Source organism: Autumnicola musiva (genome assembly GCF_031846585.1).
In the GTDB taxonomy this organism is placed as follows: Bacteria; Bacteroidota; Bacteroidia; order Flavobacteriales; family Flavobacteriaceae; genus Autumnicola; species Autumnicola musiva.
The window spans coordinates 1-22,160 of sequence record NZ_JAVRHK010000002.1; the positions used below are offsets into that span (position 1 = coordinate 1).

A 22,160-nucleotide genomic window follows, 5' to 3' on the forward strand; every position below is an offset into this window, starting at 1 on the left:
CAATACTCTTAGCATTTCATCTCTTTCCTGGGTTTGTACTTTGTTTCATGCTTAAGATAATGTATAAACCACCCTAAATAATTTTCGTCTATCTCCTGAAAAAGGAATTTTTTTCTTTGCATTCCAATCCTCTCGCCCGCACAAAAAGCTCTTCAGGAATGAAGGGCTTTTTTATTTTTATTATATTTTAGTTGAAACCGATCTTGTTTTTATCATAACCTTGATCCGAGAAAGCTGGAAGACCAGGAGATAAGGACTGTGTATTGTAAATAATTTGTGGAAATAGATTGGCAAACGCCTTTAAATTAACCTTTTCATAAAATCAAATTGCACTTCATAATTTTCATTAAACATTTGTTGTAAAACAGATTTATAATTTAGTTGAAAATTGTATGAATTGACTTTCAAAACCTTATTGATAAACCATATCCTTCTACCTTTACAAAATAAAGAAGGTGTTTCCTGCTTTTATATTGCAAAGAAAATAAGGATAAATAACCTGCATGTAATTCATACTGAATTCTGTGAGTTGTTACCGGAAGAAAGGGAACGCATAAAATTAGGCCATTTTGAGCATATTGAAAAAGCGCTTATCGCGGGACAGGAAAAGTTTAAGTATGTAAGGCTTTGTAAACATTGCTGTAAGTTTTAGCGAATGTAAGATATATAATAATCGATAATTGCCGTATTTAGCTAATTGACAGATAAGAAATTTCTTAACGTATGCGAGCGTTTCTTAATGAAAGAACACCTGTATATAAACCTCATCGGTACTATTTTTAGTTTTAGAGAAATTTTAAACACGTATTAACCAGTATTTAACGAAGATTGCTGCATTTTAAATCTAACTTCAGGCTTTATTTAAAATGAGAAGCTATGAAAATAAATTTAATCCCGTTCATATTTTTAATTGTGGGAACAATTAATTGTATTTCCCAGGAAAAAGGGGTGATTTCCGAAGAGAAAATTGGGCATATTTATAAGCCTGAAAAAGTTAACCCCACGGAAGATAAGCTCAGTTCCCTTGAAATGCCGGAAGGATTCAAGATTCAGAAATTTGCTGAAAACCTGGAAAAACCCAGGATGATGGCGGTAAGCGAATCCGGAGATGTTTATGTTACCCGCCGCCAGGGAGATGTAGTGCTTTTGAAGGATGAAAATGGGGACGGAAAGGCAGACATCCAAAATACTGTGGTAACAAAAGAGGGTGCACATGGTGTGGCTATAAAGGGTAATACTTTTTATCTCATTACCGTTAATGATATTTTTAAAGCTGAGATTAATAACGATGGTTCTATAGGAGAGCTGGAAAAATTTGTTAAAAATCTACCAGATGGAGGTCAGCATCCAAATCGTACTATAGAATTTGGGCCAGATGGGATGTTGTATGTATCCGTAGGAAGCACCTGTAATGCCTGCGCAGAGACCAGGGAGGAAAATGCGACTATTTTGAAAGTAAATCCTGAAACGGGGGAACGAACAATTTTTGCTACAGGGCTTCGTAATACCATTGGTTTTCAATGGCATCCTGAAACCGGAGCATTGTATGGTATGGATCATGGTATTGACTGGCTGGGAGATGATGATCAAAAAGAAGAGTTAAATAGGATCGAAGAAGGTAATAATTATGGCTGGCCATATATATACGCTGATGGAAAATTTAATAAAGCCGATGAACCTCCAAAAACAACATGGGAGGAATATGCTAAAAAAACTACTTATCCTGAACTGCTCTTCACCGCACATAGTGCACCTATGGATATGATTTTTTATAAGGGAAATATGTTTCCCGAGGAATATGAAAACTCAGCTATAGTTTCTTTTCACGGTTCGTGGAACAGGAAACCTGCTTCAGGTTATAAGTTAATGAAAGTTAGCTTTGCAGATGGTAAAGCTGCAAAAGCTGAAGATTTCGTCACCGGATTTTTAAGCAAAGATGGATCTTCCCAATTTGGCAGGCCTGTGGGATTAGTTGAGCTTCAGGATGGGTCGGTATTAATTGCAGATGATGAGACCGGTATTATCTACAGGCTTAGTTATCAGGAATAAATCAAAAATACGATCTGTAAAGGAAGAATTAATTTATAAAACAAAATAGAAGCCCTGGAATTGTAGTTAAATGTAAAGATAAAGTTGAGCTAAACTAAATTCAGTTTAATCCATTTTTCCTAATTTGGACCTTTATTTCAAAATCTTCATCCGCTTTTTAATATGGAAATATTCTTACAGCCCGATACCTGGGTAGCTCTGCTCACACTAACATTTTTGGAAATAGTTCTTGGGATTGATAATATAATTTTTATATCACTTGTAGCTGGAAGACTGCCTGAAAATCAGCAGAAAAAAGCCCGCCTGGGTGGACTCTCTCTGGCCCTTATCACACGTATTCTTCTGCTTCTAAGTATAACCTGGATTATTGGATTAACAGAGCCTGTAATGACAATAAGCAGCTTTGATCTTAGTTGGAGGGATCTTATTTTAATTGCCGGTGGTATTTTCCTGCTCGTTAAAAGTACACTTGAAATTCATCATAAAGTAGAAGGTCAGGAAGGCGAGCAATCGGTAAGAAAGGTAAGTTCCTTTAGCTCGGCTATTGCCCAAATTGTATTACTGGATCTTGTTTTTTCTTTTGACTCCATACTAACAGCAGTAGGACTTACTGAAGAAATAATCTTAATGGTAATAGCTGTGATAATAGCAATAATTGTAATGATGATATTCGCTAAACCTGTAGGTGAATTTGTGAATAATCACCCCACAATTCAGATTTTGGCGCTCTCATTTTTAATATTAATTGGTGTAATGCTCATTGTGGAAGGAGCACACTATCATGTTCCCAAAGGTTATATTTACTTTGCCGTATTCTTCTCGCTTACCATTGAAATGTTGAATATGCGGTACCGTAAGAAAAATGTTTAATCTATAACCTCGTAGTGGATGGGCTTAAAACTGCCATTGTTGCTGTCTTCGGCAGAGCAGGCGGTTAAGCCTACTATCAAATCCATCCGTGCTTCAAAAAGAACAAAATCCCCTGCTTTACTTAGTGGGGGATCAACGCTTAATTTCCCGTTTTTATCAAATTGTACATTCATAAATATGTTAAATGCTGTGGGGATATCATCAGGTTCAATGTCAAATTTTTTGAGGTTGGTATGAAGATTTTCAAAACAGCTGGGGTGATATTCAGAATTATTGTACATAATTTGAAAAGTTTCAGGGCTGCAGGGAGCCAGGAGGAAATCATTACGCCCGTTCGTGTCTTCAAGTATTTTCATCATTTTCTGGCTTCGATTGCTCCAGAGAAAGTTTCCGCGGCTTATAAGGATGCTCTCCTCAAAATCCAGGGTTTTTCCGCTGGAAATTTTTTCCCTTTTGTCTTCAGCATTAAATAATACCAAATCGCTTACCTGCTGGCCTTTGGGATCGGTTACTTTTAACTTTTGTCCTTTTTTTATTCTGAAAGCTGCGCCTGTTTGCTTCTCGATTACCTGTGTCATTCTGTGTTTTTTATTCTTTAATAATTTTCTCAAATGCCGTTTTGGCAGCATCCAAAGTAGTTGCTAAATTTTCTATGTTCTTCCATGGATCTTCTTTTCTTCCCATTCTACGAAAAATATTCTTTATATTATATTTTTGAGCAGTATCCAGGGTAGATAATTCCTGCCAATCTATAGGTGTTGCTATAGGTGCACCGGGTATTGGCCTTATTGAGTAGGGTGCCACTGTGGTTTGCCCCATGCCGTTCCTGGCCACATCCAGGTAAAGCTTATTTTCACGCTTATTTTTTCTTGTGGCCGTGGTAAATTTCTCTGGATGTTGTTTTTCAAGGTAGATGGTAATCTCCTGGGCAAAACCTCTTACTTCATCAAAGTTCTTTTGCGGTCTTAATGGTATTGCCAAATGGAGGCCCCGGGAACCAGTGTTCATAAGGAAAACTGGTAAATTCAGTTTCTCAGTAAGAAATTTTTTAAAAATAAGTGCGGCAGATTTTACTTCAGCAAAATTATCTTCGGAAGGATCCAGGTCAAAAATCATCCTGTCGGGATAATCCGGCTCGTCTTTTTTGCTTAGCCAGATATGGGGCGTTATACAAGCCTGATTGGCTAAATAAATCAGAGTGGGTTTGTTGTTGCAAAGAACATAGCAGGTAGAGCCGCCATCCTGCTTTTCAATTTTTATGGTGTTGATCCAGTCCGGAAAATAATCGGGTTCGTCTTTCTGAAAAAACCTTTTGTTTTCAATCCCATTAGGAAATCGTAACATGGTAATTGGCCTGTTTTCCAGGTGCGGAAGCATGACTTCGGCTATTTTTTCATAATATTCAATCAGGTCACCTTTTGTATAACCTTCCCCGGGAAAAAACACTTTTTCCTGTTTGGTGATTTCGAACTCGAATTTCCCCTTATACTTTTCAGTTGCCATCTTTTTCTGAAGCTTTTTTAATCTGGTCAATCGTTCTGCCGGTGAGCACTGATTTATTTTCTGTACTTACCGGGTTTTTTCTTGCATCAGCTTTATCATCATCAGATTTTTTGAGGAGCCATTGTTCATCTTCACCTTGTTTTATCCTGATAAGACTGTAACCTCCCTGCATTTTTTTCCCGTTCAGGACAAAACTTGCTCTGCCATTTTTCAGCTGGTTTTCTAAGGGAATTAGATTTCCTTCTTTGTCTTTTTTCTTAATTTTATATGTGCCGGTATCCCAAACCATTACGGTTCCGCCGCCGTATTGGTTTTTAGGAATAACCCCTTCAAAATCGGCATATTCAACAGGATGATCTTCTGTTGCAATTGCCAGGCGCTTATCTTTTGGGTTTGTTGAAGGTATAGCCCAGCTTTTTAAAACTCCGTCTACCAAAAGCCTGAAATCATAATGCAGGTTAGAGGCATCATGTTTTTGAATAACAAAAATATCCTTTTTACCTTTTGCGATTTCAGGGTCTCCAAAAGGTTCGGAAGAAATATCAAAATTTCGTTTTTCCTGATATTTTTTCAATAAGCTTTTTGCCGCCATAGTCTAAACTATTTACATATTATTCTCCTTCTCAATATCCTGCTTTAATTTCTGGCTATGGCTGTTTTCCTTTTGTTGTAAATGCCGGGTTACCGACTCCAGATCTTCTTTCTCAAATCCCTGATGTAATTTTGCAATAGCTTCCGTTTTTACGGGTTCACACCAAAATCCTGTAATGAGTGGTAAATGTTCTTTCAACATATCTTCAGGAAGATCTTTATAATAAATGGGGTTTTTCTGATCTTTTTCAAAATGTTCCACCAACTCATTAAGTGATTGTTCCAATTCTTCCCTGCTTTGCAGTTTTAACCTCACATTTACATGAACTGCGGAATAATCCCATGTGCTTATATCTTTTTCCTTATACCATGAAGATGAAACATAGTCATGAGCTCCATGGAAAATAAGCAGGGCTTCAATGCCATCTTTTAAATATTGATACTGCTCACTGTTATAGGCAATATGGCCGTACAAAATATAATTATCAGGGCTTCCTTTTGTAAGCATAGGGATATGAGTTGCAAGCAGCCGATTCCCCTGTAATACAAAAGTGGCAAATGGGTGGTTGTTTATAAAATCAAAGATATAATTCTTATCGGTCTTTTGATATTTACCCCTTTTATACATTTTTACAATTTCCCGTTAAGAAAAGGACATTTCCATTCTTCTCCAACTTTTCTGCCGCTATACTGTCTCGCTTCACTGTTTTTTCCAAAATCTTCCAGCATAGGATTAATATTTCCCTGTAATTGTGTGTCCCTTTCCCTTATTTTATTTCGTACAGTTTGATAGGTGCCCATTTCCCTTAACTTTTCAAATTGCCAGTGCAGGTTAAAAGCAATGGTTGGAAACGGACTTTGCCTGGCTTTTCTTGAACTTTTAGGATGTAGCCCTACAATATAAAAAGCCCTTCCGCCAAGGCTAAAACTAAATTTATTGCTCTCGGGATCTTTGCTTACATTAGGATCCCATGGTGTATCATCAACTTCGTGAAGAAACTGGAGCTGTTTCCATAGTAATTGTTCAAATTGCTCTTCGCTGAAATTTTTACGGCCTTTAAAAGCAGCCATAAAAGTGAAAAAGACATTTGACTCAAAATCATAATTTTCTATATATTTTTTTAAATCTGCGAGTATTTCCTGAGCTGCCTTTTTGGAACCAAAACTTTCATAGGTATGAAAGTCTACGTGATCCATACTAAAAACAGTTTGTGCCATTACACAGGGATGATTGTCTTTTATAATAAAATTCTGAAAAATTTCTTTCATCTCTTTTCCAGTTTTATCAACGGAAAGCTTTACTTTTTGCGATTTTACTTCTTTTGTGATCATTTATAGAAAGGGTTTTTGCTAAATTTAAAATCTTGGAGCCTTTTGTTGAAAGACTTTAAGAATATCTTAATGCTATTTTTAGTGAAGATTAACTAGAGTAAGGCATTAGTGTTAAGTTCCTTCCTATTCGGGTTAAATCTTGTAGATATGTGATATATTTAAGCTACTAAAAAATTGAATATGAATTTTTATGTGATACTATTTGCAAGTGTTATTTCCACATCTGTGATGACAATTTTTACATATATATGTGCCGCAGTAAAGCGTGGGCAGTTTCGGCCGCCGGAGTTGCTAAACATGTTAATTAGTAGGAGTAGCATCTTTCCTGTTGAAGTTGGAAAAACCAGTTTTGCAGGATGGATAATTCACTATTCAATAGGCTTCTTTTTTGTTGTTATTTTTAGCTTACTCTGGAATTTTTTTTCTGTAGAAATTTCGCTTCTTAGCGGAATTATTTTCGGTTTTGGTGCCGGCCTTATTGGAATTGGTGGCTGGAAAATAATGTTTGTTCTTAATGAAAACCCTCCTGAAATAGAGTTGAAATCCTATTTTCTTCAGTTACTTTTGGCACATATTCTTTTTGGGATTAGTGCAAGCTTGGTGTTCATGTATGGCTATTAAAAATATTGAAATCCAGAAATCTGTTAGAATTAATCTTCATCATGAATGTCAGTAATTATTTCTTCTTTCTGAATCTTACCATAAGGTAAAGCATAAAGGAATTCAAGGCCAGGGAAGCCCCGTTAGTGGTAATTATAGGAATATCATTTTGAGTAATTCCGTAGATAACCCAAAGGAATACACCAAGCATTAAAATCCCGAACATAAAAGGAGAAACATCATCCACTTTTTTAGTTTTCCAGGCTTTTCTAATCTGTGGTATTACTGAAACCGTTGTGCAAATTCCCGCAACTATTCCCAATATATCTGTCCAGCTCAGCATTATATCAGCGTTTTACATCTTTTATAAGCCATTCCTCTAATTCCTCATTTTCATCATTACTGTGTAAAACCGAAATATCTCCCGTAGTTTCAAATATTACCGCTCTTACCTGGGATAAATTCAGCACATTGGCCTCCCTTAATTTTGACCGCACATCTCCTTCAGTCACCCGGGCTTTTTTCAGGTTATCCCTAAGGATTTCTGTCCTGTCCATGAGGAGCAAAGGAGAATTATCCACATGATCGCTTATAATTTTAAACCGTCTTAAAAAGGCAATAGAAATCTGTAGCATGTAAATTACCCCCAGGCCCACAATACCTTGTATTAAAGTAACAGAAGCCGTTAAAAGGGTGGAGGCGATAATGGACCCCACGGCCACTGTCATGGCAAAATCGAAACTGGACATTTTGGAAAAACTGCGTTTCCCGGTAATTCGGGTAAAGATAATTACTGCTGCATAGATGCCGATTCCCGTTATACATATTGCAGCCAGGGATTCCCAGGAGCTACCAAACCATTTATCCATAAATACTATTTAAAAAATCTCTTTTGGTGTAATTTACAACAAAATGAAGGTTTAACCTCCAATTTGTTCCCCGCCATTTATATGAATTACCTGCCCTGTAATATAGCTACTGTCTTCACTGGCCAGAAATACATAAGCAGGTGCAACTTCCGAAGGTTGTCCAGCCCTTCCCATAGGAACTTTTTTTCCAAAATCTTTAATATCACCAAAAGTAGATGGAATTAAAGGAGTCCAGATTGGGCCGGGAGCAACAGCATTTACTCTTATCTTTTTACTAACCAGCATTTTTGAAAGAGATCTGGTAAAAGTAGTGATGGCCCCTTTAGTGCTGGAGTAATCAAGCAAATGGGAGCTGCCCCGGTAGGAAGTGACAGAGGTGGTGTTAATTATGCAGCTGTCTTCTTTCAGGTGTTTAAGTGCCTCCTTTACAAGAAAGAAATAAGGATAAATATTTGTCTCGAAAGTTTCCTTCATTTGGTCTGTGGTGATATCTTCAATGTTTTCCTGCGGAAACTGAACGGCGGCATTGTTCACTAGGATATCAATTTTGCCAAATTCAGAGATGCTTTTTTGAATGGCCTCTTTGCTAAATTCCTCTTTCTTTAAATCCCCTTCAATAATAAGACATTTTCTGCCTTCCTGTTCTACCATTTTTTTGGTTTGTAGAGCATCATCGTCTTCTTCAAGATAAATAATTGCCACATCGGCTCCTTCCCGGGCAAAATGCACGGCCACACTACGGCCAATTCCGCTGTCACCACCTGTTATAAAAGCAGTTTTTCCTTCAAGTTTATTGCTGCCTTTATAATTTTCCCTGATGATTTTTGGCTCGGGATTCATCTGGTTTTGATCGCCCGGCTGACTCTGGTCCTGCTGCGGAAAATTTTTTGACTGTGTCATAGCTTCAGATTTTATACGATTTGTAGTTAATTGTACCCTTCATAATCTTTTAGTGCTGAAGGTAAAATTGATCTAAAATTAGGAAGGCCTGTATCAAATAAAATGTTAAGTGATATTAAGTCTTTCTAAAATCGATTTTAGTAGGCAGAAAGGAAATGCTTTTCAGCTAAATAAATACATTTGTCATATGAATTCGATTACAAAAATTGGCCATCGGGGAGCAAAAGGTCATCTTGCTGAAAATACGCTGGAAAGTATTGAAAAAGCGATTGCTTTTGGAGTGGAGATGATAGAAATTGATGTGCACCGATGTGCTTCAGGAGAAATTGTGGTAATCCATGATTTTACTTTAGACCGAACCACCAATGGCAGTGGCGAAATTGCCAAAAAGGACTGGGAACTTCTGAAGATTTTACAAGTAGAAGGAAAATACAAGATTCCGCTGCTTACTGAAGTTTTGGAACTTATAGAAGAAAAATGCGCAATTAATATTGAGCTGAAGGGCTTAAATACTGCAGAAGCCGTTTGCAAAATAGTGCAGGAACATATCAAAAAGGGCAAATGGGACTATGAAGACTTTATCCTTTCCAGTTTTCAGAAGAATGAACTTTTTGAAGTAAGAAAACAGGATAATAATATTCCAATTGGGGTTTTAAGTAAAGCCAGTTTAACCGAAGCCATACACCTGGGGAGAGATCTCCGCGCATCAGCTATTCATCCTTCCGTGGGTATTGTTACCAGGGATAATGTGAAGCAGGCTCAGGCCGAAGGTTTTAATGTGAATGTATGGACGGTAAACGAACCTGATGCAATTGCCAGAATGAAAGAGTTTGGTGTGAACGGAATTATTTCAGACTTTCCGGACAGACTGTAATTTGGTGTAAAAGTACGAGGTTAGAGGTTAGAAGTGGGAAAAGTGAAGAGTGAGATTTGAGTTAAAAGTTTTTCAAAACTATTAACAGACAACAGACAACAGACAACAGACAACAAACAACAAACAATTGAGATACGACATTATAATAATTGGTGGCGGAGCAGCCGGGTTTTTTACCGCTATAAATGCTGCGGAAATGACTCCGGGAGCAAAAATCCTTATTCTTGAACGTGGGAAAGAAGTTCTTACCAAAGTTCGAATTTCAGGTGGAGGACGCTGTAATGTTACACACGCCGAATTTATTCCGAAGGAATTGGTTAAAAATTATCCAAGAGGAGAAAAGGAGCTGCGCGGGCCGTTTCATCAGTTTATGACCGGCGACACCATTGCCTGGTTTGAAGAACGCGGTGTGGATCTAAAAACTGAAGAAGACGGAAGAATGTTCCCGGTTTCAGATACTTCAGAAACCATTATAAACTGTTTTCTTTCCGAAGCAGAAAGGCTAAAAATTGAGATAAAGAAAAGTGAAACGCTTAAATCTATACGGGAAGCAGGTGAATGCTGGGAATTAAAAACTTCAAAAACGGTTTATTCCGCAGAAAAAATAGTAATGGCGACGGGCAGTAATCCTAAAATATGGAATTTGCTGCAAAAGCTGGGACATAATGTTAATACTGCCGTCCCTTCGCTATTCACCTTTAATATTAGTGACGAACGGATTAAGAGTCTTCCCGGGATTTCAACTTATGCTGAAGTAAAAGTGCAGGGAGAGAAACTTCAGGATGAAGGGCCGCTGTTAATTACCCACTGGGGGTTAAGCGGCCCCGCTATTTTAAAATTATCGGCCTGGGGTGCAAGAAAATTACACCAAAGAAGTTACCAGTTTCAAATACTGGTGAATTGGCTGCCCGGCTTTTCTTCCGAAGAAATTCTGGAAAACTTGAAAAGGTTAAAGTTTGATCTTGCTAAACAGCAGGTACTTAAAAATGCCCAATTTGACCTGCCAAAACGTTTATGGCAAAACCTGGTAGCGGCTTCGGGTATAGCGGAAAAAGATATTTGGGCCAATATTAATAAAACTCAGCTCCTGGCTTTGTCTGCCCAGTTAACTGAAGCTAAATTTAAGGTAAACGGGAAAAGCACATTTAAAGAAGAATTTGTTACTTGCGGCGGAGTGGACCTTAAAGAGGTGAATTTCAAGTCTTTTGAAAGCAAACTTCATGAAAATTTGTTTTTTGCAGGTGAAGTTTTAAATATTGATGCAGTTACCGGGGGATATAATTTTCAAAATGCCTGGACCGGTGGCTTTATTGCTGCAAAAGCAATGGCTGCTAAAGGGAATTAAGACGCCACACTTCAAAATTTACCACCGCAATAAAAAGTACCCAAATTGCATAGGGGATCATTAGATATATGGCTTTGCTGCTAATTATCCTGAACCATTTAATAGTGATAAGAACAAGAATAAAAAGGGTGGCGATATCCAGTAAGGCCCATAACGGGCGGTGGAGTCCAAAAAATAATACCGACCAAAAAGCACTAAGCAGCAGTTGAAACCCAAAATGATAAAGTGCCACTTTTACCCATTTGTGATAGAAGCCTTTGTGCCACACCAATCCTGCGGCAATTCCCATTAAAAAATACATGATGAGCCACGCGGGATTAAAGATCCAGGCCGGCGGATGAAACCGTGGCTTCTCGAGCTCTGTATACCATTGCGAGATTCCGGCTTCTGTAGCTATCCCGGTAAGAAAGCCGAAAAGCAGGCAGACAGCTACGGCAATAGTGCTGCGTATGAGTAGTTTATTGCTCATTATGGTTGGTTTTCCATACTAATTTAAAAATTTATTTGAATTTCTCCTTTAGAATTCAACAGCATAAAAGTTTACCTTTGTTGAAATTTTTGAAATGATCGTAGAGGAGTTTGTTCCAAAGAAATATTTACAACCTGTTGAAAGTGGTAGCTTTAAATGGCAGTCTCCAAGCAACATTGCGCTGGTGAAATACTGGGGCAAAAAGAAGCATCAAATTCCAGCCAATCCATCGGTGAGTTTTACGCTGGATCATTGTAAAACGCTCACACAGCTCGATTTTCAAAAGAAAAAGCCGGGGTCTGATTTTGACTTTGATATTTTCTTTGAAGGCAGTAAAAAAGAAGATTTTAAACCTAAGATTAATACTTTTTTTAAGCGAATTGAAAGATACTGTCCTTTTCTGAAGGAGTATTCTTTACAAATTCATTCTGAAAATACCTTTCCACACAGTAGCGGGATTGCTTCTTCGGCCAGTGGGATGAGCGCTTTGGCTCTTTGTTTAATGAGTATTGAAAAAAAACTGAACCCCAACATTTCTGCGGAATTTTTCATAAAAAAAGCATCTTTTTTATCCCGTTTGGGTTCAGGAAGTGCCTGCCGCAGTATTGAAGGAGAACTTGTAGTTTGGGGGAAACATCAGGAAATTAAAGGCAGCAGTGATTTTTTTGGGATTCCTTATCCCAATCATGTTCATACAAATTTCAAAAATTATCAGGATACTATTTTATTGGTTGATAAGGGCAGGAAAGAAGTGAGTAGCAGTGTTGGCCATAATTTAATGCATGGCCATCCTTTTGCGGAAGCCCGGTTTAAGCAAGCCGGGAGAAATCTTGCTGATTTAAATTCGGTTTTGGCAGAAGGTAACCTGGAGGAATTCATCAAAATTGTGGAAAACGAAGCCCTTTCCCTGCATTCCATGATGATGAGCAGTATGCCTTATTTTATACTGATGAAGCCAGATACGCTTGAAATAATCAATAAAATCTGGGATTTCAGGAGGCAGAGTAGTCTGCCGGTATGTTTCACCTTAGATGCAGGGGCAAATGTGCATGTGCTTTATCCTGAAAAGGATAAATATGAAATTTTTGAATTCATTAAGAATGAGTTAGTTGCCTATTGTGAAAATGGGCAGTATATTTGCGACCAAGTGGGAAGCGGAGCAATACAGTTGCCAATGGATAATTGATAATGTACAATGGAGAGGGAAAATGTTATCAAAACAAAAAGCTTTTTATTCTCCGCAAAGGTTGTTAATTTATAAAAGAAAAGAAAAGTATCTGGATTCGCAGAGAGACATTCAGGAAATTTTGAAATTATTGATTGCTATTATTAAAACAGCAAAGCAAATATAATTATCAATTGTCCATTAACAATTCTCAATTTAAAATTTATGAAAGGACCTTTATTTTATTCAAAAATTCTTCTTTTCGGGGAGTACGGGATTATTAAAGATTCCAAGGGCTTATCTATCCCTTATAATTTTTATAACGGGGCTTTGAAAGTTTCGGAGGATCCTTCAGAAGAGGCAAAAAGATCTAATATAAATTTGCAGCGGTTCGCAAATCATTTAAAGGAACTGCAGCAAAAAAATCCGGAATTAGTGCATTTCGATATTGAAAACCTGAATGCAGATATTGCCAAAGGCATGTATTTTGATTCCAGTATTCCGCAAGGCTATGGAGTGGGGAGCAGCGGTGCACTTGTGGCGGCTATCTATGATAAATATGCCACAGATAAAATTACTGTTCTTGAAAATCTTACCCGGGACAAATTGCTTAAGCTGAAAAAAATCTTTGGCGAAATGGAATCTTTCTTCCATGGGAAGTCTTCGGGACTTGATCCGCTCAACTCCTATTTAAGTATTCCCATCCTTATTAATTCCGGGAACAATATAGAGCCTGCAGGAATTCCTTCCCAAACTGAAAAAGGAACAGGGGCGGTATTTTTGATCGATAGCGGAATAACCGGGGAAACCGGCCCAATGGTCAACATTTTTATGGAGAATATGAAACAGGAGCCTTTCCGCAAAATGCTAAAGGACCAGTTTGTTAAACATACCGATGCCTGTGTGGAAGATTTTTTAAAAGGTGATGTAAAATCTCTGTTTAAAAATGTAAAAAGTCTTTCTCATGTGGTGCTGGATAATTTTAAACCTATGATTCCGGCGAAATTCCATAAGATCTGGAAACACGGGATTGATACCAACGATTATTACCTGAAACTTTGTGGTTCCGGCGGCGGTGGATATATTTTAGGTTTTACAGAGGATATAGAAAAAGCTAAAAAAGCACTTAAAGGCTATAATTTAGAAGTAGTCTATAACTTTTAGAACTTCAGGGTTAACATGGCGGCTTTAATGAACAAACGCTTTTTGCTTAAGTTGCTTAGTTTATTTTCTGTGGTTCGTGGTTACAACATCCTAATTGTAATCATTGCACAATATCTAACTTCAGCCTTTATTCTGGCTCATGATTTGCCCTTAAGGGCTGTTATTTTTGATGATAACCTGTTTTTTTTGATACTTTCCACCGCAACAGTTATTGCGTCGGGATACATTATCAACAATTTTTACGATAGTGAAAAAGACCTTATAAACCGGCCAAAGAAGACTATGCTGGACCGAATAGTGAGTCAGCGTACAAAACTTTCTGTCTACTTTATTCTGAATTTTGCCGCGATTTTTTTTGCCAGTTATGTTTCATTTCGTGCGGTGGTCTTTTTCTCCCTGTACATTTTTGTGATCTGGTTTTATTCCCACCGGCTCAAAAAAATCCTTTTTCTTGGCAACCTGGTAGCTTCCATCCTAACAATAAGTCCGTTTTTTGCAATATTTATCTACTACAGAAATTTTGAAACTGTTATTTTTATTCATGCTACATTTCTTTATTTAATGATTGTAATGCGGGAGTTAGTGAAAGATCTTGAAAATATGCAGGGTGATCTGGTGCAAAATTATCAAACCATTCCCCTGGTTTATGGTGAAAAATGGAGCAAATTTTTTCTTTCGGCGCTTTCGGTTATTGCGGTGGTGCCGCTTATGCTGCTTAGCACGAGGTTTGAAATAGGTTATATGGAATATTATTTTTATGTTTCACTGGGATTGTTGGTGTTTTTCCTGTTGTTTCTTTACTTCAGCAAAGCAAAATGGCAGTATTTGGTGCTTCATAATATTTTGAAACTAATCATTGTTGCAGGAGTCTTCAGCATTTTACTTATTGATCCGGATGAGGTACTGAACCGGGTGTTTTAATTCTCATTGAAGGTTTATTTCTTAAGACTTATCTCGAAATTTTAGGATGGTTTGCGATTCAAGCTTCGCGCGCTTGTCCTAATATATTTAGTTTTTATTCCTTCGGAAGAATCTTTCGGCTTAGAAGCAACAGAACATTGATTTTGATTAATTTTGAACCCTCAATTGAAGGATCAACCGTTCAGAAAAAATTGTCACCTAAAGTTAGCCCGGGCGTCAGACGGGATTAGTTGAGAGGTTCAGAAGAAAATAGAAGCGATTGTAAATTTTGTTAAATGAAAAAAACTCATGAAGATTTCCTGAAGCAGGCCATAGCGCTTGCTGAAAAAGGAATGGATGAAGGCGCCGGCGGCCCGTTTGGTGCGGTAATAGTAAAAGATAATGAAATAATAGCTGAAGCATACAACAGAGTGACTTCTACCAAAGATCCTACAGCCCATGCTGAAGTGGTGGCGATTAGAAAAGCCTGCGAAAAATTAAATGATTTCCAGTTGGATGGCTGTATTTTATATACTTCCTGCGAGCCCTGCCCTATGTGCCTGGGTGCAATTTACTGGGCCAGGCCAGATGAGGTTTATTATGCTTTGGATCGCGATGATGCCGCTGAAATTGGTTTTGACGATCAATTCATTTATGATGAAATTGAAAAAGATATGGGATCGCGTCGTATTAAATTTGTAAAAATGGCCAGGGAAGAAGGGCTGCATGTATTTCAAAAATGGCAGCAAAAGGCCAACCGAATAGAATATTAGAGTCTGAAATTATATCTTTTGAAACTGTGGGGATCCAATCTCCACTAAATCTTTTTACAAATTTTATTCAACTCGGAATCTATCGAGTATCTTTGCAAAAAATATCAATATGGGCAGTAGAAACGACAAATCCTCAAAAGGAAGTATGAGTGGACGGCAGCATGACGGAGAGCGAAAGAAATCTTATTCTCGTGGGAACGCTCCTGTTAACAAGAACTCCGGCCCACGGGCAGGACAAAAATCTAAATCAGAAGCAGGTGGGATTCGCCTGAATAAATATATTGCCAATGGCGGAGTTTGCTCAAGAAGGGATGCTGATATTTTCATTTCAGCCGGAAACGTTACTGTAAACGGCAAAACGGTTACTGAAATGGGTTATAAGGTGCAGTTGAATGATGAAGTGAAATTTGACGGCCGAAGTATAAGCCCGGACAAACCTGAATATTTTCTGCTCAATAAACCTAAAGGTTTTTTTACTACGGGAAGTATAGAGAAGGGCGGCCGCACGGTTATGGATATTATGGGCAAAGCATCAAAATCCAAACTTGATCCTGTTGGGAAGTTGGATACCCAGGCTACCGGCCTTCTGCTTTTTACTAATGATGGGGCGCTGGCAAAAAGCCTGGCAAAACCAAAAAATGGTATCCGCCAGATTTATCATGTGGAATTGAATAAAAACCTTTCGCAGGAGGACCTTGAGAAGATAAGAGAGGGGCTTTATATTGAAAAAAGTAAACTTACCGTCCAGGACGTAAGTTATGTATCAGATCGGCCGAAGAATGAAATTGGACTGGAAATAAAAAGTATAAAGCCACATATTGTTCAGAAACTTTTTAAAAGTCTTGGATACGAGGTGGTAAAGCTGGACCGGGTGGTATTTGGCGGCCTTACCAAAAAAGATCTGCCACGAAGCCGGTTTCGTACCCTTACCAATCAGGAAATAATCAATCTTCGTAATCTTTAATTCCCAGGGGGCAGAGTTTCTGTTCTTGCTGCAAAGCGGGAATTTTCTGATGATAGTTTTACACTTCTAAAGTATCTATTCAGAAAATTTCTTCGGAAAGTATTTGAGATATTTTTATACATTTATACTCCAATCAGAAAAGGTTAAAACTGTTGATGATAAAGATTTCAAAAAAGTGATAATTTCTTTTCTCTTCAAACCAAGGACGCTCAGCGCAAAGTATTGCTTTGCATACAAAAAGTTGGAGCAGGGTTGGGTGCTACCGGAATTTTCTTAACAAGAATTTACCATCCATATTTTTTGGTACTATAAATTAATATCTGATTTTTACCTTTTAAAATTAAACTAATCCATTGAATACCAAGTATAGCGATCTCATAGACCAGACTTATTATTTCCCTCAGGAAGAATTTACACTTCAAGAAAACAGCCTGCATTTTCACGATATCGATTTGATGAAGCTGGTAGAAAAATATGGTGCTCCGCTAAAGTTCACCTATTTGCCCAGAATTTCTGAAAATATAAATCGTGCGAAGAAGTGGTTTCAACAGGCTATTGAAAAACATGATTATCCGGGTAATTACAATTATTGCTATTGTACAAAAAGTTCCCATTTTGAGCATGTGCTAAATGAAGCGCTTAAAAATGATATACATATTGAAACTTCCTCTGCTTTTGATATTAATATCGTGGAGAAATTAAAAGCTTCAGGGAAAATTACCGATGAAACTTTTGTAATCTGCAATGGTTTTAAAAGAGACCAGTACGTAGCCAATATTTCCCGCTTACTAAATGAAGGCCATAAGAATTGTATTCCTATAATTGACAATTATGAGGAAATAGATTTGCTGGGTGATAAAATAAACGATGATTTTGAAGTAGGCATTCGAATAGCTTCGGAAGAAGAACCAAAATTCGAATTTTACACCTCAAGGCTGGGCATTGGGTATAAGGATATTGTTCCTTTTTATAATCAGAAGATAAAGAATAATGACAAGGTGAACCTCAGGATGCTTCATTTTTTTATCAATACCGGCATCCGGGATACAGCGTACTACTGGAACGAGCTGAACAAATGTTTAAAGGTTTACATTAACCTGAAAAAGATTTGTCCCAGTCTGGATAGTTTAAATATTGGTGGTGGATTTCCTATAAAAAATTCGCTTGCTTTTGATTATGACTACGCCTATATGGTAGATGAAATTATTAATCAGATCAAGTTGGCATGTGAGGAAGCAGATGTGGACGTGCCGCATATTTTCACAGAATTTGGTAGTTTTACTGTAGGCGAAAGCGGTGGTGCCATTTATGAAATCCTTTATCAGAAGCAACAAAATGACCGTGAAAAATGGAATATGATCAATTCTTCCTTTATCACCACTTTACCAGATACCTGGGCTATCAGCAAAAAATTTGTAATGCTTGCTGTAAACCGCTGGAACGAGGAATATGAAAGGGTGCTGCTGGGTGGATTAACCTGTGACAGCGACGATTATTATAATTCTGAACAAAATACTAACGCCATTTATCTTCCAAAGTTTAAAAGAGATAAACCACTTTATATCGGTTTCTTCAATACCGGGGCTTATCAGGAAACTATTGGTGGCTTTGGCGGATTACAGCATTGCCTTATTCCGCAGCCAAAACATATTTTAATAGATAGAGATAAAGAAGGCAATATAAGTACCGAAGTCTTTAGCCAGCAACAAGATGTAGAAGATATGCTGAATATATTAGGTTATGGTTCAGGCAAATAAAAATTTTATAACTTTAGTTCATATAAAACATTCAGTTTAAAACAATCAACAACTAGCAATGAGCAAAAAGAATTACGCAGGGATACCAGATAAATACGCCCGTATAGATGATGCAAAGGTGGTATTGATTCCTGTCCCTTACGACGGAACCAGCACGTGGCAGAAAGGAGCAGATAAGGGTCCTGATGCATTTTTGGAAGCTTCGGAAAACATGGAGCTTTATGATATTGAAACACGAAGCGAGGTTTATAAGAAAGGAATATACCTGGCACCGCCCGTAACTGAAAATGCTTCTCCAGAAAAAATGGTGGAGGCGGTTTATAAAACGACAAAGAATTATATAAAACAGGAGAAATTCGTGACGCTTTTTGGGGGCGAGCACTCTGTTTCCATAGGTTCTGTACGTGCTTTTAATGAAGCTTTTGAAGACCTTACCGTGGTGCAGATTGACGCCCATGCAGATCTAAGGCCGGAATATGATGGTTCTAAATGTAACCATGCCTGTGCAATGCATGAAGCCAGTAAAAACACTAATTTGGTGCAGGTGGGAATCCGTTCTATGGATATTTCTGAAAAAGACTATATGGATGAAAATCAGGTTTATTTTGCCCATGATCTTTATGAAGACTGGCAGGATGATGCTATTGGACAAATGACGCCAAACGTATTTATTACCATAGATCTTGATGCTTTTGATCCTTCTATTATGCCATCTACAGGGACTCCTGAACCAGGTGGATTATTCTGGTATGAGACACTGGAATTCCTGAAAATGATGTTTAAGAAGAAAAATGTAGTCGGTTTTGATATTGTGGAGCTATGCCCGAATAAGAATGAAAAATCTTCAGATTTTCTAGCAGCCAAACTTTATTATAAAATGCTGAGTTACAAATTCAAATATTCAAATTATAACGAAGACGACGAAGATGAGTAAAGGTGCAATCTCGCAATTTATTGAAAAGTATTACTTACATTTTAATTCTGCAGCCCTGGTAGATGCAGCAAAAGATTATGAAAAGCAGCTGAACAAAGGTTCAAAAATGCTGGTTTCGCTGGCTGGTGCCATGAGTACGGCAGAATTGGGGAAAATATTTGCTGAAATGATCCGTCAGGATAAAGTGCAAATCATTTCCTGTACCGGCGCTAATTTGGAGGAAGATGTAATGAATCTTGTTGCTCATTCACATTACAAACGCGTGCCTAATTATCGTGATCTTACTCCCAAAGAAGAATGGGATTTGCTCGAGCAGGGCCTGAACCGTGTGACCGATACCTGTATTCCTGAAGAAGAAGCTTTCCGCAGGATTCAGCAGCATATTGTGAAAATCTGGAAAGAAGCTGAAGAAAAAGGTGAGCGGTATTTTCCGCATGAGTATATATACAAGTTATTGCTTTCCGGGGTTTTGGAAGAGCATTACGAAATTGACCTGAAGGATTCCTGGATGTATGCCGCTGCAGAGAAAAATCTGCCGATAGTGGTGCCGGGCTGGGAAGACAGTACTTTGGGTAATATTTTCGCTTCCTATTGTTTAAAAGATGAGTTAAAACCCTCTACCATGAAATCCGGGATAGAGTATATGACCTTCCTTGCCGACTGGTATACTGAAAACAGTAAAAGCGGGATTGGTTTCTTTCAGATTGGAGGTGGAATTGCCGGAGATTTCCCAATTTGCGTGGTGCCAATGCTTTATCAGGATATGGAAAGAACAGATACTCCTTTCTGGAGCTATTTCTGCCAGATTTCAGATTCAACAACCAGTTATGGGTCATATTCCGGAGCAGTTCCCAATGAAAAAATTACCTGGGGAAAACTGGATATAGATACTCCAAAACATATTATAGAAAGTGATGCCACCATTGTGGCGCCGCTTGTATTTGCTTATTTGTTGGATATGTAATACAACGTTTATTATAAACAAAGGCTGTTCAATATCGCTTTTAATATATTGAACAGCTTTTTTCATTGGCCTACCCGGCCGCTTATAAATATTTCCCGAATGAATCAATGGATAACTTTTGCAATTGGCTTTATGGCCCAGCTTTTATTCTCTGCCAGGCTTGTTTCCCAATGGTTTCTTTCTGAAAAAGCCAAAAAAGTTGAAACTCCGGTAATGTTCTGGAAACTTAGTCTTCTTGCGTCTATCCTTTTATTTACCTACGGGTATTTGAGAGAAGACCTGGCCATTATGCTGGGACAGTTTTTAATTTATGGTGTCTACTGGAGGAACCTGAGTATTCAAAACGAATGGAAAAACCGCCGTTTTATCTTTAAACTGCTTGTTGTGCTCTTTCCAATTCTTATCATTTCCTATATAGCTATCTTCGGAAGGCTGGACTGGAAAGACCTTGTTAAAGGAGATAATATCGCTCCCTGGATGATCGCTTTAGGAATATTTGGACAGTTGGTTTACACCTGCAGATTTTTCTACCAGTGGTATTATGCCGAGAAATTTCATAAATCAACTTTGCCGAAAGGTTTTTGGATTCTGAGTCTTATGGGTTCCTCACTATTGTTTACCTACGGAATTTTCAGAAAAGATCCGGTTCTAATCTCCGCGCATTTTTTTGGCGGAATAATTTATACACGAGATCTTTACCTATCTAAGAGAACGGAAGCTAAAGCCAGTAATTAAATTTTCTTGGCGCAAAACTTCAAATATAAAAACGCCAATGACACTGAGATATTCCGCAGCAATAAGCCAGGAATTTTCCTGAAATTGAGGATTACTATATGCGGAGTAGCTTAATATAACCATAAAAGACCATAAAATTACATATCGGTAAGTGGTGAAGACTGAAAGCAACAGGGGAGTGGCTATATACCAGGGATGAACGGTGGTGCTTAAAAAAAAATATGCGCTAATCCCGAAGAGAAAAGTAGTGAGGAACGACTGAAAAGTTATTCTTTTTTTGCCAAATGCCAGTGCAGTTAGAATTAATAGTGTAATTAAAGGTAATATTTTCCCCACATAAACAATAACATTATAACCGGTAAACTGAAAACCAATCCAGCGGATGATATAAAATACACTGGCGTTGAATTCGAATTTGCCAAACCACAGGCCAATGCTTTGAAAAAAGTTCCGCAGAATTTCTTCAGAGAAAAATGGCACAAATGTAAGAACAACCATAGATATTATAATGGCGTAGAATGCAATCAGTTTTGGGAGATCAATATTTCCTAAAGAGGGAATTTCTTTTCTATTATTTCTTCGGAAGAACTTCAAAAATAAAGGCAGAAGTATAAGTGGTAATAGCTTAACAGAAATGGAAAGGCCTAAGAGCAAAGCTGCCCATATCCATTTCTTTCGATATAATAAATAGAATGACCAGATTAGGAAAAACAGCATTACTCCTTCAAAATGCAGATTTCCGGTAAATTCTATGATGATAAAGGGATTGAGAATATACCAGAAAATCCTGTGTTCTGGCAGTTTTAAAGCTGTAAGAAGTTTTCTTCCGAAGTACAATATCCCTAAATCTGCTGCGATAGTTATTACCCGCATCACCACCACGGCACCCGATATGCTTTTCCCTGATAAAAAAGCGGCAACGGTAAAAAAGAACTGGTTTAGCGGCGGATAATTAGTGAAATTTGCAGCACTTAATGTTCCCATTTCCTGAATCAGCTCTGCCTGCCCTTGAATTTTTGGCTGTTCACCGGCCCATTCTACGGGCAAATGTAAAAATGGATTAAAGCCTTCAACTATTAATCTTCCATCCCAGATAAAGCGGTAAAAGTCCTGGGATAGATTCGGCAGGGCAAAAAGGAATAAAAGCCGGAAAAAAATGGCTGCTCCTGCCAGGAACCAAAAATTAGGTTTTTCTAATTGAACAAGTTTAAAACTGATAAAAAACAAGCCGGCATAAAGGCTTATGAGCTTCATGAAATCTTCCCTCGCCAGGTCATAACCAAATGAATAGTAGAAAGCCGCTGCGGCAAGCAACATTAAAATGGAAAACTTGTGATATTTTATGAATTCCAGGTTCATTTATTTTCCGGCCTGGCAGATTTTTGAAACCTCCATGGCCAGT

General features: G+C 37.9%; 25 protein-coding genes. 15 read left to right on the forward strand and 10 right to left on the reverse strand.

What is annotated here, in order from left to right:
* Positions 1 to 397: 397 nt before the first annotated feature.
* The 3 genes from RM539_RS02300 (at position 398) to RM539_RS02310 (ending at position 2,919) form a co-directional block, all read left to right on the forward strand.
* The gene (locus RM539_RS02300; RefSeq protein WP_311501887.1) at positions 398 to 652 is read left to right on the forward strand and encodes a hypothetical protein; all 255 of its coding nucleotides are present in this window, start codon (positions 398 to 400) and stop codon (positions 650 to 652) included.
* A 224-nt stretch (positions 653 to 876) separates the two neighbouring features.
* Positions 877 to 2,049, forward strand: a complete 1,173-nt coding sequence (locus tag RM539_RS02305; protein WP_311501888.1) for a PQQ-dependent sugar dehydrogenase — start codon at positions 877 to 879, stop codon at positions 2,047 to 2,049.
* A gap of 162 nt (positions 2,050 to 2,211) precedes the next feature.
* Positions 2,212 to 2,919 (forward strand): TerC family protein, encoded by a 708-nt coding sequence (locus RM539_RS02310; RefSeq protein WP_311501889.1) that lies wholly within the window; start codon positions 2,212 to 2,214, stop codon positions 2,917 to 2,919.
* Here RM539_RS02310 and RM539_RS02315 read toward each other — a convergent pair.
* Genes RM539_RS02315 through gntA form a run of 5 tightly spaced genes read right to left on the reverse strand, consistent with a single transcriptional unit; the run spans position 2,916 to position 6,345 of the window.
* A complete protein-coding gene (locus RM539_RS02315; protein ID WP_311501890.1) occupies positions 2,916 to 3,497 on the reverse strand; it encodes a DUF1989 domain-containing protein in 582 nt (193 codons plus the stop codon). The genes RM539_RS02310 and RM539_RS02315 overlap by 4 nt on opposite strands.
* 10 nt (positions 3,498 to 3,507) lie before the next feature.
* On the reverse strand, positions 3,508 to 4,422 hold the full coding sequence (ligD, locus tag RM539_RS02320) for a non-homologous end-joining DNA ligase (protein ID WP_311501891.1): 915 nt from the start codon (positions 4,420 to 4,422) through the stop codon (positions 3,508 to 3,510).
* Complete coding sequence (locus RM539_RS02325) at positions 4,412 to 5,014, reverse strand: DNA polymerase ligase N-terminal domain-containing protein (RefSeq protein ID WP_311501892.1); 603 nt, start codon at positions 5,012 to 5,014, stop codon at positions 4,412 to 4,414. The genes ligD and RM539_RS02325 overlap by 11 nt, the downstream gene beginning before the upstream one ends.
* Positions 5,015 to 5,026: 12 nt before the next feature.
* Positions 5,027 to 5,641: an FMN-binding negative transcriptional regulator gene (locus tag RM539_RS02330; protein ID WP_311501893.1), complete on the reverse strand. Its 615-nt coding sequence runs from the start codon at positions 5,639 to 5,641 to the stop codon at positions 5,027 to 5,029.
* A 2-nt stretch (positions 5,642 to 5,643) separates the two neighbouring features.
* A complete protein-coding gene (gene gntA, locus RM539_RS02335; RefSeq protein ID WP_311501894.1) occupies positions 5,644 to 6,345 on the reverse strand; it encodes a guanitoxin biosynthesis heme-dependent pre-guanitoxin N-hydroxylase GntA in 702 nt (233 codons plus the stop codon).
* Between the two features lie 180 nt (positions 6,346 to 6,525).
* On the opposite strand from gntA, the gene RM539_RS02340 reads away from it, so the two are divergent.
* Complete coding sequence (locus RM539_RS02340) at positions 6,526 to 6,966, forward strand: hypothetical protein (protein ID WP_311501895.1); 441 nt, start codon at positions 6,526 to 6,528, stop codon at positions 6,964 to 6,966.
* Positions 6,967 to 7,021: 55 nt separating this feature from the next.
* Here RM539_RS02340 and RM539_RS02345 read toward each other — a convergent pair whose 3' ends face one another.
* From RM539_RS02345 to RM539_RS02355, 3 genes are read right to left on the reverse strand one after another with little or no spacing between them, the layout of a single operon-like run.
* Positions 7,022 to 7,288, reverse strand: a complete 267-nt coding sequence (locus RM539_RS02345) for a SemiSWEET family sugar transporter (protein ID WP_311501896.1) — start codon at positions 7,286 to 7,288, stop codon at positions 7,022 to 7,024.
* Positions 7,289 to 7,292: 4 nt separating this feature from the next.
* Positions 7,293 to 7,814 (reverse strand): DUF421 domain-containing protein, encoded by a 522-nt coding sequence (locus RM539_RS02350; RefSeq protein WP_311501897.1) that lies wholly within the window; start codon positions 7,812 to 7,814, stop codon positions 7,293 to 7,295.
* A 51-nt stretch (positions 7,815 to 7,865) separates the two neighbouring features.
* The gene (locus tag RM539_RS02355; RefSeq protein WP_311501898.1) at positions 7,866 to 8,714 is read right to left on the reverse strand and encodes an SDR family oxidoreductase; all 849 of its coding nucleotides are present in this window, start codon (positions 8,712 to 8,714) and stop codon (positions 7,866 to 7,868) included.
* A gap of 187 nt (positions 8,715 to 8,901) precedes the next feature.
* Between RM539_RS02355 and RM539_RS02360 the strand changes: the two genes are divergently transcribed.
* Positions 8,902 to 9,588, forward strand: coding sequence for a glycerophosphodiester phosphodiesterase (locus RM539_RS02360; RefSeq protein ID WP_311501899.1), 687 nt, complete (start codon positions 8,902 to 8,904; stop codon positions 9,586 to 9,588).
* A gap of 127 nt (positions 9,589 to 9,715) precedes the next feature.
* Complete coding sequence (locus RM539_RS02365) at positions 9,716 to 10,933, forward strand: BaiN/RdsA family NAD(P)/FAD-dependent oxidoreductase (RefSeq protein WP_311501900.1); 1,218 nt, start codon at positions 9,716 to 9,718, stop codon at positions 10,931 to 10,933.
* Here RM539_RS02365 and RM539_RS02370 read toward each other — a convergent pair.
* Complete coding sequence (locus RM539_RS02370) at positions 10,920 to 11,402, reverse strand: TspO/MBR family protein (protein WP_311501901.1); 483 nt, start codon at positions 11,400 to 11,402, stop codon at positions 10,920 to 10,922. The genes RM539_RS02365 and RM539_RS02370 overlap by 14 nt on opposite strands.
* Before the next feature lie 94 nt (positions 11,403 to 11,496).
* Between RM539_RS02370 and RM539_RS02375 the strand changes: the two genes are divergently transcribed.
* The 9 genes from RM539_RS02375 to RM539_RS02415 all read left to right on the forward strand — a co-directional run bounded on the left by RM539_RS02375 (position 11,497) and on the right by RM539_RS02415 (position 20,758).
* Entirely contained in the window at positions 11,497 to 12,588 is a 1,092-nt protein-coding gene (locus tag RM539_RS02375) for a diphosphomevalonate decarboxylase (RefSeq protein ID WP_311501902.1), read from the forward strand.
* Positions 12,589 to 12,792: 204 nt separating this feature from the next.
* Complete coding sequence (locus RM539_RS02380; RefSeq protein WP_311501903.1) at positions 12,793 to 13,731, forward strand: mevalonate kinase family protein; 939 nt, start codon at positions 12,793 to 12,795, stop codon at positions 13,729 to 13,731.
* Between the two features lie 15 nt (positions 13,732 to 13,746).
* Entirely contained in the window at positions 13,747 to 14,652 is a 906-nt protein-coding gene (locus tag RM539_RS02385; protein ID WP_311501904.1) for a geranylgeranylglycerol-phosphate geranylgeranyltransferase, read from the forward strand.
* A 275-nt stretch (positions 14,653 to 14,927) separates the two neighbouring features.
* Positions 14,928 to 15,404: a nucleoside deaminase gene (locus RM539_RS02390; RefSeq protein ID WP_311501905.1), complete on the forward strand. Its 477-nt coding sequence runs from the start codon at positions 14,928 to 14,930 to the stop codon at positions 15,402 to 15,404.
* A 109-nt stretch (positions 15,405 to 15,513) separates the two neighbouring features.
* The gene (locus RM539_RS02395) at positions 15,514 to 16,368 is read left to right on the forward strand and encodes a pseudouridine synthase (protein WP_311501906.1); all 855 of its coding nucleotides are present in this window, start codon (positions 15,514 to 15,516) and stop codon (positions 16,366 to 16,368) included.
* Between the two features lie 353 nt (positions 16,369 to 16,721).
* Positions 16,722 to 18,125 carry an arginine decarboxylase gene (locus RM539_RS02400; protein ID WP_311501907.1) on the forward strand — a complete coding sequence of 468 codons (1,404 nt, stop codon included), beginning with the start codon at positions 16,722 to 16,724 and terminating at the stop codon, positions 18,123 to 18,125.
* A 58-nt stretch (positions 18,126 to 18,183) separates the two neighbouring features.
* Entirely contained in the window at positions 18,184 to 19,059 is an 876-nt protein-coding gene (gene speB, locus RM539_RS02405) for an agmatinase (RefSeq protein WP_311501908.1), read from the forward strand.
* The gene (locus RM539_RS02410) at positions 19,052 to 20,023 is read left to right on the forward strand and encodes a deoxyhypusine synthase family protein (protein ID WP_311501909.1); all 972 of its coding nucleotides are present in this window, start codon (positions 19,052 to 19,054) and stop codon (positions 20,021 to 20,023) included. The genes speB and RM539_RS02410 overlap by 8 nt, the downstream gene beginning before the upstream one ends.
* A gap of 99 nt (positions 20,024 to 20,122) precedes the next feature.
* A complete protein-coding gene (locus tag RM539_RS02415; RefSeq protein ID WP_311501910.1) occupies positions 20,123 to 20,758 on the forward strand; it encodes a lipid-A-disaccharide synthase N-terminal domain-containing protein in 636 nt (211 codons plus the stop codon).
* Here the strand turns inward: RM539_RS02415 and RM539_RS02420 are convergent.
* Positions 20,723 to 22,117 (reverse strand): MptA/MptB family glycosyltransferase, encoded by a 1,395-nt coding sequence (locus RM539_RS02420; protein WP_311501911.1) that lies wholly within the window; start codon positions 22,115 to 22,117, stop codon positions 20,723 to 20,725. The two genes, RM539_RS02415 and RM539_RS02420, sit on opposite strands and share 36 nt — an antisense overlap.
* Positions 22,118 to 22,160 lie beyond the last annotated feature (43 nt).